The 14,685-nt window shown below is 69.2% G+C and carries 14 protein-coding genes and 1 tRNA gene; 10 read left to right on the forward strand and 5 right to left on the reverse strand.

The features are described from left to right. Positions 1 to 147 precede the first annotated feature (147 nt). Entirely contained in the window at positions 148 to 915 is a 768-nt protein-coding gene (locus tag ASF52_RS16630) for a Bax inhibitor-1/YccA family protein (protein WP_056174391.1), read from the forward strand. Between the two features lie 74 nt (positions 916 to 989). On the opposite strand, the gene ASF52_RS16635 is transcribed toward ASF52_RS16630, so the two are convergent. After that, complete coding sequence (locus tag ASF52_RS16635; RefSeq protein WP_056174393.1) at positions 990 to 1,364, reverse strand: DUF2794 domain-containing protein; 375 nt, start codon at positions 1,362 to 1,364, stop codon at positions 990 to 992. Positions 1,365 to 1,806: 442 nt separating this feature from the next. On the opposite strand from ASF52_RS16635, the gene bluB reads away from it, so the two are divergent. Beyond that, a complete protein-coding gene (gene bluB / locus ASF52_RS16640; RefSeq protein ID WP_244473125.1) occupies positions 1,807 to 2,439 on the forward strand; it encodes a 5,6-dimethylbenzimidazole synthase in 633 nt (210 codons plus the stop codon). Between the two features lie 246 nt (positions 2,440 to 2,685). Continuing rightward, positions 2,686 to 3,135 (forward strand): L,D-transpeptidase, encoded by a 450-nt coding sequence (locus ASF52_RS16645; RefSeq protein ID WP_443136696.1) that lies wholly within the window; start codon positions 2,686 to 2,688, stop codon positions 3,133 to 3,135. 18 nt (positions 3,136 to 3,153) lie between these two features. Here the strand turns inward: ASF52_RS16645 and ASF52_RS16650 are convergent, their stop codons facing one another. Further along, positions 3,154 to 3,381, reverse strand: a complete 228-nt coding sequence (locus tag ASF52_RS16650) for a DUF1674 domain-containing protein (RefSeq protein WP_244473839.1) — start codon at positions 3,379 to 3,381, stop codon at positions 3,154 to 3,156. An 88-nt stretch (positions 3,382 to 3,469) separates the two neighbouring features. Here ASF52_RS16650 and ASF52_RS16655 point away from each other — a divergent pair, with 88 nt between their 5' ends. From ASF52_RS16655 to ASF52_RS16670, 4 genes are all read left to right on the forward strand, one after another. Continuing rightward, entirely contained in the window at positions 3,470 to 4,840 is a 1,371-nt protein-coding gene (locus ASF52_RS16655; protein WP_056174398.1) for an RsmB/NOP family class I SAM-dependent RNA methyltransferase, read from the forward strand. Between the two features lie 254 nt (positions 4,841 to 5,094). Beyond that, the gene (locus ASF52_RS16660) at positions 5,095 to 6,633 is read left to right on the forward strand and encodes a DUF4153 domain-containing protein (RefSeq protein WP_056174399.1); all 1,539 of its coding nucleotides are present in this window, start codon (positions 5,095 to 5,097) and stop codon (positions 6,631 to 6,633) included. 38 nt (positions 6,634 to 6,671) lie between these two features. Beyond that, positions 6,672 to 7,373, forward strand: coding sequence for a response regulator transcription factor (locus ASF52_RS16665; protein ID WP_056174982.1), 702 nt, complete (start codon positions 6,672 to 6,674; stop codon positions 7,371 to 7,373). After that, the gene (locus ASF52_RS16670) at positions 7,370 to 8,980 is read left to right on the forward strand and encodes a sensor histidine kinase (RefSeq protein WP_244473840.1); all 1,611 of its coding nucleotides are present in this window, start codon (positions 7,370 to 7,372) and stop codon (positions 8,978 to 8,980) included. Before ASF52_RS16665 ends, ASF52_RS16670 begins: the two co-directional genes overlap by 4 nt. Before the next feature lie 125 nt (positions 8,981 to 9,105). Here the strand turns inward: ASF52_RS16670 and ASF52_RS16675 are convergent. Continuing rightward, a tRNA-Ala gene (locus ASF52_RS16675) sits at positions 9,106 to 9,181 on the reverse strand. A 122-nt stretch (positions 9,182 to 9,303) separates the two neighbouring features. Between ASF52_RS16675 and ASF52_RS16680 the strand changes: the two genes are divergently transcribed. Both ASF52_RS16680 and ASF52_RS16685 read left to right on the forward strand, forming a co-directional pair. Then, the gene (locus tag ASF52_RS16680) at positions 9,304 to 9,606 is read left to right on the forward strand and encodes a YggT family protein (RefSeq protein ID WP_056174402.1); all 303 of its coding nucleotides are present in this window, start codon (positions 9,304 to 9,306) and stop codon (positions 9,604 to 9,606) included. Between the two features lie 133 nt (positions 9,607 to 9,739). After that, complete coding sequence (locus ASF52_RS16685; protein WP_056174404.1) at positions 9,740 to 10,786, forward strand: MaoC family dehydratase; 1,047 nt, start codon at positions 9,740 to 9,742, stop codon at positions 10,784 to 10,786. A 15-nt stretch (positions 10,787 to 10,801) separates the two neighbouring features. On the opposite strand, the gene ASF52_RS16690 is transcribed toward ASF52_RS16685, so the two are convergent. Further along, positions 10,802 to 11,605, reverse strand: coding sequence for a TSUP family transporter (locus ASF52_RS16690; RefSeq protein ID WP_056174405.1), 804 nt, complete (start codon positions 11,603 to 11,605; stop codon positions 10,802 to 10,804). A 99-nt stretch (positions 11,606 to 11,704) separates the two neighbouring features. Beyond that, entirely contained in the window at positions 11,705 to 12,274 is a 570-nt protein-coding gene (locus ASF52_RS16695) for a L,D-transpeptidase (protein ID WP_056174407.1), read from the reverse strand. Positions 12,275 to 13,417: 1,143 nt separating this feature from the next. Here ASF52_RS16695 and ASF52_RS16705 point away from each other — a divergent pair. Next, positions 13,418 to 14,683, forward strand: coding sequence for an efflux RND transporter periplasmic adaptor subunit (locus ASF52_RS16705; protein WP_443136697.1), 1,266 nt, complete (start codon positions 13,418 to 13,420; stop codon positions 14,681 to 14,683). Positions 14,684 to 14,685: the final 2 nt, after the last annotated feature.

Genomic DNA, 14,685 nt, shown 5'->3' on the forward strand with positions numbered 1-14,685 from the left:
TTCCCACGGGTGAAGCTCAGCCGGCCTCTTGTGCGAAGCGGGAGGACGGAACATATTTGTGTCCGAGGCACTCATGGTGCCAGAGGTCCCGTGCGTGAGCCTCCTTCTTGAAATCACACGCTGAGAGAGCTTCCAAAGGAAACTCCCATGGCATTCGACAACAGCCCCTTTCGGGTCGGCGCCCAGCCGACAGGGTATACCGGCACCCAGGTCGACATCGACCAGGGCCTGCGTACCTTCATGCTCGGCGTCTACAACAACATGGTCATCGGCCTCGGGATCTCCGGTCTCGTGGCGCTCGGCCTCAACATGGCCGCCGTCGCGCAGACGGCGACGGGCCGCGTAGCCCTGACCCCGTTCGGTCAGCTTCTCTACACGAGCCCGCTCAAGTGGGTGATCATGCTGGCGCCCCTCGCCTTCATCTTCATTTTCTCCATGCGTATGGACCGCATGTCGGCGGCCTCCGCCCGCATGACCTTCTTCGCCTTCGCGGCGGTGATGGGGGCGTCCATGTCGTCGCTGCTTCTCGTCTTCACGGGCGCCAGCGTGGTGCGGGTTTTCTTCATCACGGCGGCCACCTTCGGCGGACTCAGCCTCTACGGCTACACGACGAAGCGTAGCCTGTCGGGCATGGGCTCGTTCCTGATCATGGGCCTCATCGGCCTGATCATCGCGTCGGTGGTCAACATCTTCATGGCCTCGTCGGCCCTGCAGTTCGCGATCTCGGTGCTCGGCGTGCTGATCTTCGCAGGCCTCACCGCCTACGACACGCAGAAGCTCAAGGAGATGTTCCTTTACAGCGGCCTCGACGCCGAGGGTGCAGCCAAGATGTCCGTCAACGGCGCCCTGACCCTGTACCTGGACTTCATCAACATGTTCCAGATGCTGCTCTCGTTGCTCGGCGACCGCCGCTAAGTCGAGTGGATCGAGCATAAGGAAGGCCCCGGCGGGTAACCGCCGGGGCCTTTTTGTTGCGGGCCTCCAGCCCCCTATACGGCGCGCAGGGGCGGTTCCAGCACGGCGAGCACGCGGGCGAGGTCCTGGCCGCGCTTCAAAACCAGCCCGGACGCCGACAACACCGCGTAGGCGCCCTGGCGCCGGGCGAGCTTGGGGTCCTTCTCGACCCGATAGAGGGGCATCTCGGAGCTGCGCCGGTAGATCGAGAACACCGCCTTGTCGCGCCGGAAGTCGAGGGCGTAGTCGCGCCACTCGCCCGCCGACACCATGCGGCCGTAGAGATTGAACAGCACGCGCAACTCCGCCCGGTCGAACGCGATCTGAGGAGGGACGGGCGCCGAGGGAAAAGGGACGACCCGGGCCGCAGGCTCGGACGATCTGGGTTCGGCGCTTGTCCTCTCGCTCATCGTCGCTCCTGTTTCCGGCTGGCCCAAACCCCGATGATGGTCCTGCGTCCGTGCTCCCGCAAGAGTCGCGGCACCATCATCGGGGTCCGGGTAAACCGGCAGAGCGGACGGGACCCGACGTCACGCCCGATGCCATGCCGAACTTGCCGCAGTACGGTGCGCCGGCGCACCACCACCATTCCGCCGCGAAGATGCCCTGCCCATGCCGCGTTGGAAGGGCAGACCTGTTGCCGAACCTCGTCGCATCCGCCGGTCGACGCGGTACCCGAAACTTACGCTCCCCAGCGCTCGGGTACCGCCCGACCTCCGCGAATCGACACTCCAGAGGTTTCGAGACCCAAGGACTTCAGGCCGCCTCTCCGGAGCGCGGCCTTTTTTTCGCCCGTCCTCCGGTTGCCCGGTCTATGACGGACCCACGCACTCCGCCGTGGGACGATCGGTCGTGGTCCAGTTCGATGCCGATTTCCGTCAGACCCTCGCGGACCTGTTCGCGTGGCGCCGCGACGTGCGCCGCTTCCGAACCGATCCGGTGGACGACGCCGTCCTGCGCCGCTGCCTCGATCTCGCGGCCCTGAGCCCGTCGGTTGGCAACAGTCAGCCCTGGCGGTTCGTCCGGGTGGCGGACCCGGCCCGGCGCGGAGCCGTTACGGCGAGCTTCGAGCGCTGCAATGCGGCGGCGGCGACGGACTACGCCGCCGAGCGGCGCGACGCCTATATCCGCCTCAAACTCGCCGGGCTCACCGAAGCGCCGGTGCACCTCGCGGTATTCTGCGACGAGGGAACCGAGACAGGCCACGGCCTCGGCCGGGCCACCATGCCCGAGATGCTGCGCTACTCGGTGGTGAGCGCCGTGCAGACGTTCTGGCTCGCCGCTCGCGCCCACGGCCTCGGGGTGGGATGGGTGTCGATCCTGGAACCCGAAACCGTGTGTACGGTCCTCGACGTGCCCTGCGCCTGGCACCTCGTCGCCTACTTGTGCGTCGGGTTCCCCGTCGAAGAGCATGCCGATCCCGAACTCGTCCGCCACGGCTGGCAGGATCGGATCGCGACGGCGGCGGATCTTATCGAGCGCTGAATTCGTCAAGGTTGATCGAACCTTGCGAGAGCCCGTTGCTTCGCGTCGAAACGGCAGGAACGATCCTTTACCGTGACGGCAAGTCCTTCGCAGTTATCCCCCAGCGCTGGCAGGCGTTAAGCGGAACGGCAACCTTGGCCGTCGATTGTCGTCGTCAGCAAAGTCAAGCTGACGGGGACGAGATTCATGATCGGATTCGAAAAGGTTGTATTCGGGGTGCTGGCCGTGGCCGGTGCGCTCGCGGCGATGCCGGCCGCGGCACGGGAAGTCGTGGCGTTCGACGAAGGCATGAGTCCCGGCACCGTCGTGGTCCGCACGGCCGAGCGCCGGCTCTACCTCGTCAACGGCGACGGGACGGCGATCCGCTACCCCGTGGCCGTGGGCAAGCCGGGCAAGCAATGGACCGGCGCGCGCCAAATCGACGGCAAGTACGTGGAGCCGGCCTGGTCGCCGCCCCGCGAGGTCAAGCGCGACAACCCGCGCCTGCCCGACGTCATCGCCGGCGGCTCGCCCCACAACCCCATGGGTTCGGCGGCCCTGACCCTCTCGGGCGGGGAGTACGCCATCCACGGCACCAACCGGCCGAACTCCATCGGCTCCTACGCCTCGTATGGCTGCATCCGCATGTACAATCAGGACGTGGTCGATCTCTACAGCCGCGTTTCCGTCGGTACGCCGGTCTACGTGGTTCGCTGATCCGGCCTTCCGGATCGCTTAGAAGTCGACCGCGATGCCCTTGATCTCCCAATCGTCGTAGCGAACCGGCTCCAGACCGCCGCGGCCCTGGCGCTCGCGCGCGACGGCGATCTCGGCGGCTCGCGCGTCGATGTCCTTCCGACGCGCTTCGGCCTCGGCCAGGGCCCGGCGAGCGGCGGGGGAGAGGGGCGGGCGCGGCGCCGGATTCGGGGTTTCCGGCTCTCCCTGCATCGGCAAAACTGGCATCACGACTTGCATCTCGGCGGTGAGGGGTGAAAGGGCTGTCTCGAAGATACCCGGCCGGGCCGGGCACCGTGTTGGGAAAGTGGGACTCATGGCGATACGCCGCAATGCGGAGGGGCCGACGACGGCCATCGATCGCACCGTCGCGGGCCTCGCCGCCCGGCAAGTCGCCCACGGCGCCGTGGCCGATCTCCTGGCGAACACCCACGCCTTCGCCCTCGAAGACGCCCTGGCCCAGGCCGGGCGCCACGCCGAACTCGACGCCGCCGACACGGCCCTGGCCCGGGCCATCGCCACCGCCACCTTCCGTCGCCTCGGCTTCCTGCGGACGATCCTCGCCGCGCGTCTGTCGCAGGGCCTGCCGGAGGACCAGCCGCGCCTCGTTGCCCTGCTGGCGACGGGGGCGGCCCAGATCCTCGACCTCAACGTGCCGGACCACGCCGCCGTCGATCTCGGCGTCCGCATCGCCAAGGGCGACCCGCAACTCCTGCACCTGTCCGGCCTCGTGAACGCGGTCCTGCGCCGGATCGTGCGCGAGCGGGCCGAGATCCAGGCCGAGATGAGCGATCCCCTGGCGCAGAACACGCCGGCCTGGCTCGCCGGCCGTTGGCGGGACGCCTACGGCGAGGACACGGCGCGGGCCATCGCCGCCGCCCATCTGGCGGGCGCGTCCCTCGACATCACCGTGAAAGGCGCGGCGGCCGAATGGGCGGACCGCCTCGGCGGCGTCGTGCTGCCGACGGGCAGCGTGCGCCTGCATGATATCCGCTCCCCCGTCGCCGACCTGCCCGGCTACGCCGAGGGCGCGTGGTGGGTGCAGGATGCCGCGGCGGCGATTCCCGCTCGGCTCCTCGCCGTGAAATCCGGCGAGCGGGTGGCGGATCTCTGCGCCGCGCCGGGGGGCAAGACCGCGCAGCTCGGCGCAGCCGGTGCGGACGTGGTCGCCGTCGACCGGTCCGTCCCCCGCCTGGAACGCCTGCGCGAAAACCTCGGGCGCCTTGGCTTGGAGGCGGAGATTCGCGTCGGCAACGCCCTCGAAGTGGACGAGCCGGGTGGGTTCGACGCCGTGCTGCTCGACGCGCCGTGTTCGGCGACCGGCACCCTGCGCCGGCACCCGGACGTGGCTTGGACCAAGGCCGGCAACGACATCCTGCGCCTTGCCGCCCTGCAGCGCCGCCTGTTCGACCGGGCCGCGATGCTGGTGAAGCCCGGCGGCCGGATCGTCTACTGCACCTGCTCCCTGGAGCCGGAGGAGGGTGAGCGCCAGGTACGGGATTTCCTCAAGCGCACCGACGAGTTCGAGCGCGTGCCTGTCACCCCTGAAGAACTCGGCGGCTTGTCCGAGCCCATCGACGCCCAGGGCGACCTGCGCACGCTGCCCTCGCACCTCGATGGCACCACCCCCGAGCAGCGGGGGGGCCTCGACGGCTTTTTCGCGACACGTCTGCGCCGGAAGATCTGACGGAGGCCTACGGCGCTTGCGAGAGTGTGTCGTCGCGCCAGCGGGCCGGGCACGATCTGCAGAGATTCTGCACGCGATTCCTGATCGGCTGCACAGGCTGCCCCTCGGGGCTGCACCGTACCGGTTCAGCTTGCGCAGATGAGCACGAACGGGTCCGATCCCGGCGGCCCGGTCTTCCGGATCGCCGGGGCTGGCGCGGCGGCTCTGTCGTGGGTGCGCCAGCCCCGCGGCGGCTCCCACCGGGAATCCTGCCCATGGCTGAGATACGCTCGCCCACCTCGTCCGTCCCCGACATCCTCTGGGCCGATGCCCCCCCCGCCGTGGCGCATCCGGCCCCGAAGCTCCTCCTCGCCGCCCTCGTCGCAATCGTCGGCGACCAGCTGCTCTATGAGCGCAACCTCGGCATCTCCGTCGCGCTCTTTCTCGGACTCCTCGGCCTCGCCGTGGCGGTTGCCAATCCTTTGCGCGCCCCGCTGCGCGACCGGTGCGGCGCCATCCTGATCCTGCTTGCCGGGATGCTGCCTCTCGTCGAGGGTGTCGGGCTCCTGTCGGTCACGTCCGGCATCTTCGGAACGGCGCTGTTCGCTGCGGGGATACGAGGCGCATTCAGCCAGGGCGTCCGATCCACAGGGCTGACGGTCGGGAATCTCCTCGTGGTCGGGCCGTTCCGCCTCATTCCGGATCTCGCCACGATTTCGCAGCGGATCCCGCTGCGGCGCCTGACGGAGCGCCTCCAGGCCTCGCTGTTGGGCTGGCTCGTGCCGCTGCTGCTCTGCTGCCTCTTCGCGAGCCTGTTCGCCTCGGCCAACCCGATCATCGACGCGTGGCTGGCGGACCTGGAATGGTCGATCCCCGCCGCCGACCTCGATACGCTGCGCCTGCTTGCCTGGGGTATCCTGCTCTCGGTGGCGTGGGCCTTCGTCACCGCCCGCCGCGTCATGGCTCGTGGACAGGGGCCTGGAAATTTCGTCCCGGCTTTGCCCCCGACGGTTGCGACGGGTCTGAACCGGTGGATCGACGCGTCCCTCGTCCTGCGCAGCCTGATCCTGTTCAACCTGCTGTTTGCCCTCCAGAGCGGCCTCGACCTCGCCTACCTCTGGGGCGGCGTCGCCCTACCGTCCGGCATCACCTACGCGTCCTATGCCCATCGCGGGGCCTACCCGCTGATTCTCACGGCGCTGCTCGCCGCCGGCTTCGTCCTCGTGGCCCTCCGTCCGGGCGGTCCCGGCGAGGGGTCCCGCACGATCCGCGGCCTGGTCTATCTCTGGATCGGACAGAACGTGCTGCTCGTGGTCTCGGCGCTCCTGCGCCTCGACCTTTACGTCGCGACCTACTCGCTCACCCTGCCGCGCGCCGCCGCCTTCGTGTGGATGGGGCTGGTCGGGGCCGGGCTGATCCTCATCCTCGCCCGCATCGCCCTGCGTCGCACGAACACCTGGCTGATCGCCGCCAATGGCCTGATCCTGGCCGCGACCCTCTACGCCTGCGCCTTCGTCAACGTCGTCGGGTTCGTCGCCGACTACAACCTCGCTCACAGCCGACGGGCGGGAACGCCGTTCGACGCGTACTACGCCTTGAGCCTCGGTCCCCAGGCGATCCCGGCCGTCGACCGCTGGCTCGTGGATGAGACAACGCGGCAGAACGGTGTAGTCGCCTGGCGCAACGAACTCGCAGCGGCACAGATCGGCCGGATGGCGGATTGGCGCGCCTGGACGTTCCGCGACGGACGCCTTCTGGGCTATCTACAGGGGCACCGGTACGCCCCCACCCCCGGGGGCGCCGGCACGCCGTGATACGCGACCGAAGCGACCCGGCTGAAATGAGCGAGGCGATGACCCCCAGTATTCTCGTCGTCGACGACGACCCCCACATCCGCGAGGTGATCTGCTTCGCCCTCGGCAAGGCGGGGCACGTGACGCGGGTCGCGGGCGACGGGGAGGAGGCCCTCGCCCGGATCGCCGAGGACGCGCCCCGCCTCGTCGTCCTCGATGTCGGGCTGCCTGGGATCGACGGCCTCGAAGTGTGCCGGCGCGTCCGCCGGACCTCGGAGGTCCCGATCCTGTTCCTGTCATCCCGGGACGAAGAGATCGACCGGGTGCTCGGCCTCGAGATCGGGGGCGACGATTACGTCACCAAGCCCTTCAGCCCGCGCGAACTCGTGGCCCGGGTCGGGATCATCCTGCGCCGGATGGAGCAGCGCCCGATCGCGGCAACGGAGCCGGACGTCCTACGGCAGGGCGGCCTCGTGCTGGACCCGCCGCGCCGCGCCGCCGCTTTCGCCGGAGCGGCCGTGCAACTGACGGCGGTGGAATTCGCGATCCTGCGGGGTCTCGCGGTCCGGCCCGGCATCGTCCTCACCCGCGATCAGCTCATGGACGCGGCCCATGGCGGACGCGTCCACGTCTCGGATCGGACCATCGACAGCCACGTCCGCAACATCCGGGCGAAGCTCGCCGTCGCCGGATGCTCCGACGCCGTCGAGACCGTACACGGCGTCGGTTTCCGGCTCGGCCCGTGCAGGCCCCCGTCGTGAGCGCACGCCGTGGCTCCCGGAAATGGCGGCCGACCCTCGGCCTCGTCGTCCTGACGATGCTGGCGACCGTCGCGGCGCTGCCGCTCCTCGGCCTATCTTTCGTGCGCCTCTACGAGAACCAACTGGTACGCCAGACCGAGGGCGAATTGATCGCCCAGAGCGCCGTTGTGGCCGCCTTCGTCGCCCGTGACCTCGAAACCGATCCGGCCCGGGCCGATCTGCTCGGCGCCGCGGCACCGGACGCATCGCTCCCGATCATCGAGCCGGCCCTCGACCTCACCGTCGACCACAGCCTCGACAGGCGGCCCGACGCCCAGGAGGCCGCGAAGGCCGCGAGTCCCACCGCCCTGGCCCTCGGCGAGCGGCTCGCCCCCGTGCTGGCGCGGGTGAAGGCGACAACCCTCGCGGGCTTCCGGATCGTCGACCGGGACGGGACGATCATCGCGGGCGGCGATGAAGTCGGCCGCTCCCTCGCCGGGGTCGAGGAAGTCGCCGATGCCCTGCGGGGCCGCTTCCGAGCCGTGTTGCGCGCCCGCGTCTCGAAGCACGCCGTGCCGCCGCTCTACTCCCTCAGCCGCGGCACCAGCGTGCGGGTATTCACTGCGCTGCCGATCCTCGTGGATGGCCGCGTCGCCGGAGCCGTCTACGCCTCGCGGACGCCGAACAACGTCATGCGCCAGCTCTACGGAGAGGGGGGCAAGGTCGCGACGGCCGTGCTCGTGGTGCTGGTGGCCACCCTCGGCATCGCTCTCGTCTTCACCCGCGCCATCGCCCGGCCGATCCACGCGCTGGTGGCCCGCGCCGTCGCGCTCGGTCAGGGCGCGCCCGTCGACCCGGACCCCGATGCGCGGTTCGGGACGCGGGAGATCGCGCTCCTCGGACTCAGTCTCGACGCCATGGCCTTGCAGTTGCGGGAGCGATCCGACTACGTCGCGACCTTCGCGAGCCACGTCTCCCACGAATTGAAGACGCCGCTAACGGCGATCCGGGGAGCGGCCGAACTCCTGCGGGACGATGGCCTCGAGCCCGGCGCAGCCATGAGCGCGGCGGAGCGGAGGCGCTTCCTCGACAACATCGTCGCCGACACGGCGCGGCTATCCGCCCTGCTGGGGCGGCTGCGCGAACTCGCCCGCGCGGAGCGTCCGGGGGCCGTCGGCATCGCGTCGCTCGCCGCAATCGTGTCGGACCTTCGCCTCAGGTTTCCCGATCTCGATGTTCGAACCGAGAATGCCGACGCGTGGACTCTGGGCCTGTCCGACGAGAAGGCCGGCATCGTGTTCGGGCATCTGGCCGACAACGCCACTCGTCACGGTGCGGCTGTGCTGCAGATCACCGCCAGGGCCACGGCCGGGCATCTGCACGTCCATGTCGTCGACGACGGCACGGGCATCGCCGAGCGGGATCGGGCGCGAGTGCTCGAGCCGTTCTTCACCACCCGCCGCGTGGAGGGCGGCACCGGCATGGGCCTGGGTATCGTCCAGGCGGTCCTGCGCGCCCAGGGCGGCACCCTCGAACTCGCGGCGGCCGGTGGCGTGTCGAGCCTCGGCGGCGCCCGGTTCGAGATCACCCTGCCCCTGGCGAGGGAGGGTGAAACGGAGCACGCGTGAGCGGCGACCATCACAGGATTGTTGGGGATCTGGTCCGGATACCACCCTGGTCCCGTCGGGACCCACTCAGGGCGATGGACCTGATAAACTCTTGACCTCACACACCAATTCCAAGCGGGAAGTGGTGGTGGAGCTGAGCGGGATCGAACCGCTGACCTCCGCAGTGCGATTGCGGCGCTCTCCCATCTGAGCTACAGCCCCGTTCCGGGGTGCGGGCCTTTTAGGCGTGCGCACGCCGGCCTGTCAATTCCGGAAATCCTGCTGCTTTGCGTGCGCGTGACCCGTGCCCGAGGCGCTGGACCACGAGGACATCGATCCCGCGCATGAATGCCTTCATCTGGCTCTTCGACACCGTCGTCCAGCTCTACATCTACGTGCTCATCGCCAGCGCCGTCCTGAGCTGGCTGGTGGCGTTCAACGTCGTGAACGTCCGCAATCCCATCGTCTCCCAGATCGGCGAAGTGCTCTACCGGCTCACCGAGCCGGTGCTGCGGCCGATCCGCAACATCCTGCCGAACCTCGGCGGCGTCGACCTGTCGCCCATCGTGCTGGTGCTGCTGCTTCTGTTCGCAAGCCGCCTGCTCCACGAATTCGTGCCGGTGCAGCCCACGGTCTACGTGCGCTGAGCGCTCCATCTACCGGGCCGTCTCGTGTCGGTGAGCCGCCGTGGGACAGCCCGGATCTCCGATGCCTCACGGAGGCGCGCGCGCCAACCTGAGCGCCCTCCCGCGAACCCCGATGCGAGGACGATTCGCGCCCATGAAGACCAATCCCGGCCGCTTCTTCGAGGATTATCGCCTCGGCGAGACCATCCGCCATGCCACCCCCCGCACGGTCACCACCGGCGACGTGGCCCTGTACACGGCGCTCTATGGACCGCGTTTCGCCGTGCAGGCGTCCGACGCCTTTGCCAAAGCGCTGGGCTATCCCCAGAGCCCGCTGGACGACCTGCTCACCTTCCACGTGGTGTTCGGCAAGACCGTCCCGGACATCTCGCTCAACGCGCTGGCGAACCTCGGCTACGCCGAGGGTGGCTTCCGCCGGCCGGTCTATCCGGGCGAGACCCTCTCGACGGTCTCGGAGGTGATCGGTCTCAAGGAGAGCTCCAACCGCCAGACGGGAGTCGTCTACGTCCGCTCCACCGGATCGGACGCCAACGGCGAGACCGTGCTGAGCTATTGCCGCTGGGTGCTCGTGAAGAAGCGCGACCCCGAGGCGAAGATCGAGCAGGAGCACGTGCCGACCTTCGCCAAGGTGGTGAACCCGGCCGACCTCGCCGGCGCCCTGCCGCCCCTCGATGTCGGCGCCTACGACCTCGAACTCGCCGGCTCGCCGCACCGCTTCGGCGACTACGTGGTGGGTGAGAAGATCGACCACGTCGACGGCATGACCGTGGAGGAGGCCGAGCACCAGATCGCCACGCGCCTCTACCAGAACACAGCCAAGGTACATTTCGACGGGTACGCGGCGAAGGACACCCGCTTCGGCCGCCGGCTCATCTATGGCGGGGTGGTCATCTCGCTGGCCCGTGCGCTCAGCTTCAACGGCCTGGGCAACGCCTTCGCGCTCGCGGGCATCAATGCCGGACGCCACGTCGCTCCGCTGTTCGCCGGAGACACGGTCTACGCCTGGAGCGAGGTGCTGGAGACGGCCGAACTGCCGGGCCGGTCCGATGTCGGCCTCCTGCGCCTACGCACGGTGGCGACGAAGAACCAGCCGTGCGGCGCACACCCGGACAAGGCCGGTGAAGGCTACGATCCGTCGGTCATCCTCGACCTCGACTACTGGGCGTTCATGCCCCGCTGACATTTGCCCCGGTGATCAGGGGCCGACGAAGAGACGGACCACGGCGTGCCGAAGCGGGTTCGCCGGGTCGGAGAGCAGGCGGATCGCCATGGCGCATGCGATGGTGACCAGCAGCGGGCGGATGAGGCGCGCCCCGAGGCGGATGGCGAGGCGAGCGCCGATCTGCGCCCCCAGGATCGCGCCCACGGCCATGACGAGGCCGATCGCCCAGACAACGTGCCCCCCGAGCGCGAACAGGGCGAGGCTGCCGAGGTTGCTCGCCGCGTTGGCGAGCTTGGTGTGGGCTGTCGCCCGCACCACGCCGAGCCCCAGCAGGGTCACGAACCCGATCATGTAGAACGCGCCCGCACCGGGCCCGAACACCCCGTCGTAGAAGCCCACCGCCGGCGCCCAGGTCAGGGCGAACAGTGCCGGCGTCATCCGTGCCGTGGCGTCCTCGGCACTCATGCGCCGGGCCGTGGCGAAGTACACGGCGATGCCGATGAGCAGGATCGGCACGCCGGCATCGAGGACGGGGCGCGGCAGCAGGCTGACGCACAGGGCACCGGCAATGGACGCGATCCCGGCCGAGACGGCGATCTTCCAGGCTGCCGGCCAATGGATCAGGCCGCGCCGCGCGAATGCCACGGTGGACGAAACCGCACCGGCAGAGCCCTGGAGCTTGTTTGTCGCGATGGCGCTCACCGGATCGAGGCCGGCCAGCAGAAGCGTCGGGAGGGTGAGAAGCCCGCCACCGCCCGCGATGGCGTCGACGCAGCCCGCCGCGACCGCCACGGCGAACAGGCCCGCAAGCAGGCCGGGATCGACACCGAAGATCATAGGCCCTCTGGCGGTTGGATCAGATCAAGCCAACCAGAGGCGGGCAGGGGAAGTCGGGCGGTGCGCGCGAGCTCGCGGCGCGCAACGGCCCGGAGGGGGTCAGTTGCGGACGACGACCTTGGTGCCGACCTTCACCCGGTCGTAGAGGTCGACGACGTCCTTGTTGGTCATGCGGATGCAGCCCGACGAGACCGCGGCGCCCATGGTCTCGGGTTCGTTCGATCCGTGGATGCGGTAGAGCGTGGAACCGAGATACATGGCGCGAGCCCCGAGCGGGTTGTCCTGGCCGCCGGCCATGAAGCGTGGCAGGTCCGGCCGGCGCGCCAGCATCTGGGCCGGGGGGCGCCAATCCGGCCATTCCTTCTTCGCGGTGACGGCCTTCTGGCCGGACCAGGAGAAGCCTTGGCGCCCGACGCCGACGCCGTAGCGCACGGCCTGCCCACCGGGGAGCACGTAGAACAGGCGCCGCTGGCTCGTCGAGACCACGACCGTGCCGGGCTTCTCCGCGCCCTTCCACGCCACCGTCTCGCGCGGGATCGCCTGCTCGCGGAAGATGTTCATGAAATCGGCGATGGGGCCGCTGTCGAACGGGTTGCCGGCCTGGGCACCGGGCGCCGTCGCGAGGGTGAGGGCGATCGCGAAAGCGGATGCGGCGAAGCGCGTCTGCATGATGTGGTCCTTCAGCCGAGGCGAGCCCCGTGCCTGCGCGGCGCCGGGTCCGATGGGCAGTTGGTCGAACGGGGGGCCGTGAATCCTCGGATTCGCGATCCCCGAAATCGAAGGGCCGAGCCTTGGCCGCCCGGGATGGACCGGTCAACGGGCGCGAGACCGATGGGGATACCCCTGTGTGATCCCGGCAACGCCCAAGGGACTGCCTCCACCGGGATGGGAGCGAAAGCGCGGAGGACGGCAGAATGCCGCAGGAACTTGTCACGCGCTCCCTGAAACACCAGTCTTGGTGGTGTGAGAGGTTCCGCACAGCACCCGAAGTCGCCCGTGGGCGTAGACGAGACGCGCTCCCGCGGGCGCGCCCTTGGGTCGCTGCCCGGTCGGAATTGGCTCTCTGCCCTGCCGTGCCTTCTCCATCTCATGGTGATGCTTCTGATCTCCTGGCCGTCCGTGACGGACCCGGGACCGAAGATGCCGGCGGCGTCCTTCGCAGAGCACTCCGCGTACGCTTCCGGCGACAGCGCGGCCTCCTCCGACGTTCCGAAGGTGGTACGGGTCGGCAATGACGCCGACGACCTGCGCGAGGACCTTGTAGTGGCCAGCCCCCGGCTGCTGCCGATTTCGCACGCCTCGGCGGCGGTTGCTCTCACTGGCGCCGGCAAGCCGGATACCCGCGACGATCATCCACCGGACCGGCCTCCAAGGCTTGGCGCCTGAGACTATCGCACGAAGCGATCGCCGCATCGGGGGCCGGTCGAAAGAGCCGGCGTCGATCGTGAGCTTCGTCGGGCGCGTCGAGCTGGTCACGCCTTCACGGTTTCTTGTGTCGTGTGCTCCAGGCTAGCGGCCGAGGCGAGGTCCGTCCCGATTGTTGGGTTGTCGTCGGATCGCCAAGATCGTCCGTCAGACAGCCCTGATGACAGCCAAGCCGTCCGGCCCTCCGCCGCTGTTCCCATCGATGCCCTGCGCATCTCTCCGTCCGGGCGTGCTCTCCGTGGCCCGGCGCTTGCCGCGCGATCCCTCCGTTCCACGGGGCGGGCCGGCGTGGTCCTTTGAACACAGCGAGAGCGGTCCGCCCCTGGCGGCCGCCCATCGACCGAATTCCGCAGGAGCGAAGTGATCGTGACGTCCCCCTCCCTACGCGTGTTCTGGGCTCGGCCGGCTTCCGTTGCCGTCGGCATCGTCCTCGTCACCCTGTCGGCTTGCAATCAGAAGCAGCAGGCGGCAGCGCCGGTGCCCGTCCCGCCGCCGGAGGTGAGCATCGTCACCGTGCGCGAGCAACCGATTCCCTACGTGCGGGATCTTCCCGGTCGCGTCGCGCCCATGCGGATCGCCGAGGTGCGCTCGCGGGTCTCGGGCCTCGTCATCAAGCGGACCTTCGAGCAGGGCAGCTTGGTCAAGGAAGGCGACATTCTCTACAAGATCGACCCGGCGCCGTTCGAGGTGGAATTGCAGAGTGCCGAGGCGGTGCTCGCGCGCACGGAGGCCGCTCAGGTCCTGGCCGGCCAGCAGGCCGACCGCCTGGAGCAGCTCCTGACACGCCAGACAGCGAGCCAGGCCCAGTACGACAGCGCCTACGCGGCCCTGAAGCAGGCCGAGGCCGAAGTCGCAGGCGCCAAGGCCGCTCGCAACCGGGCACGGCTGAACCTCGGCTACACCGATGTCCGCGCTCCGATCTCGGGCCGCATCGGCCGGGCCCTCCTCACGGAAGGAACCCTGGTGGAGCAGGGCGCCACCTCGAACCTCGCGACCATCCAGCAGCTCGATCCGATCTACGTCGACATCACCCAGTCGGTGGGCGAGCTGAACAAGCTGCGCCGGGATCTCGCCAGCGGCGAACTTTCGCGCCTGTCCGGCGATACCGCCAACGTGCACCTCATCATGGACGACGGGTCGCTCTACGGTTCGGCGGGCCGGCTCCTGTTCTCGGACGTCACCGCCGATCCGAGCACCGGGCAGGTGACCCTGCGCGTTCAGTTCCCGAACCCGCACGACGAGTTGTTCCCCGGCATGTACGTGCGCGCCCGCATCAAGCAAGGCATCGATTCCGACGCCCTCGCCGTTCCGCAGCAGGCGATCCAGCGCACCAGCGACGGCAAGCCCGAGGTCTGGGTGGTGCGCGAGGACGACAAGGTCATGCTCCAGCCCATCGAGGTCGGTCCCGTGGTCGACAGCCAGTGGATCGTTCGCGAGGGTCTGAAGGTCGGTGACCGCGTGGTCGTCGAGGGCGTGCAGAAGATCTCCGCCGGCCAGCAAGTGAAGACCGTCGAACTCCATCCGGTCTCGGCGGACACGACGCCGAAGCCCCGCGACACCGATGTGGTCGAGCCGGCTCCGAAGGTGGACGCGAGAGCGGAGACGAAGCCGGAGGCCAAGCCTACGCCCCGCTCCGCCGCGCAGGTGCGCTGACC

It is taken from the genome of Methylobacterium sp. Leaf112 (assembly GCF_001423295.1).
Classification (GTDB): Bacteria; Pseudomonadota; Alphaproteobacteria; order Rhizobiales; family Beijerinckiaceae; genus Methylobacterium.

What these genes read in the sequence shown, in the direction of transcription:
- ASF52_RS16695 (WP_056174407.1), bottom strand. Translation starts at nt 12,274, where the DNA reads ATGCAGACGCGCTTCGCCGCATCCGCTTTCGCGATCGCCCTCACCCTC.
- ASF52_RS16685 (WP_056174404.1), top strand. Translation starts at nt 9,740, where the DNA reads ATGAAGACCAATCCCGGCCGCTTCTTCGAGGATTATCGCCTCGGCGAG.
- ASF52_RS16680 (WP_056174402.1), top strand. Translation starts at nt 9,304, where the DNA reads ATGAATGCCTTCATCTGGCTCTTCGACACCGTCGTCCAGCTCTACATC.
- ASF52_RS16630 (WP_056174391.1), top strand. Translation starts at nt 148, where the DNA reads ATGGCATTCGACAACAGCCCCTTTCGGGTCGGCGCCCAGCCGACAGGG.
- ASF52_RS16655 (WP_056174398.1), top strand. Translation starts at nt 3,470, where the DNA reads ATGGCGATACGCCGCAATGCGGAGGGGCCGACGACGGCCATCGATCGC.
- ASF52_RS16660 (WP_056174399.1), top strand. Translation starts at nt 5,095, where the DNA reads ATGGCTGAGATACGCTCGCCCACCTCGTCCGTCCCCGACATCCTCTGG.
- ASF52_RS16690 (WP_056174405.1), bottom strand. Translation starts at nt 11,605, where the DNA reads ATGATCTTCGGTGTCGATCCCGGCCTGCTTGCGGGCCTGTTCGCCGTG.
- ASF52_RS16635 (WP_056174393.1), bottom strand. Translation starts at nt 1,364, where the DNA reads ATGAGCGAGAGGACAAGCGCCGAACCCAGATCGTCCGAGCCTGCGGCC.
- ASF52_RS16665 (WP_056174982.1), top strand. Translation starts at nt 6,672, where the DNA reads ATGACCCCCAGTATTCTCGTCGTCGACGACGACCCCCACATCCGCGAG.
- ASF52_RS16645 (WP_443136696.1), top strand. Translation starts at nt 2,686, where the DNA reads ATGCCGGCCGCGGCACGGGAAGTCGTGGCGTTCGACGAAGGCATGAGT.
- ASF52_RS16650 (WP_244473839.1), bottom strand. Translation starts at nt 3,381, where the DNA reads ATGCCAGTTTTGCCGATGCAGGGAGAGCCGGAAACCCCGAATCCGGCG.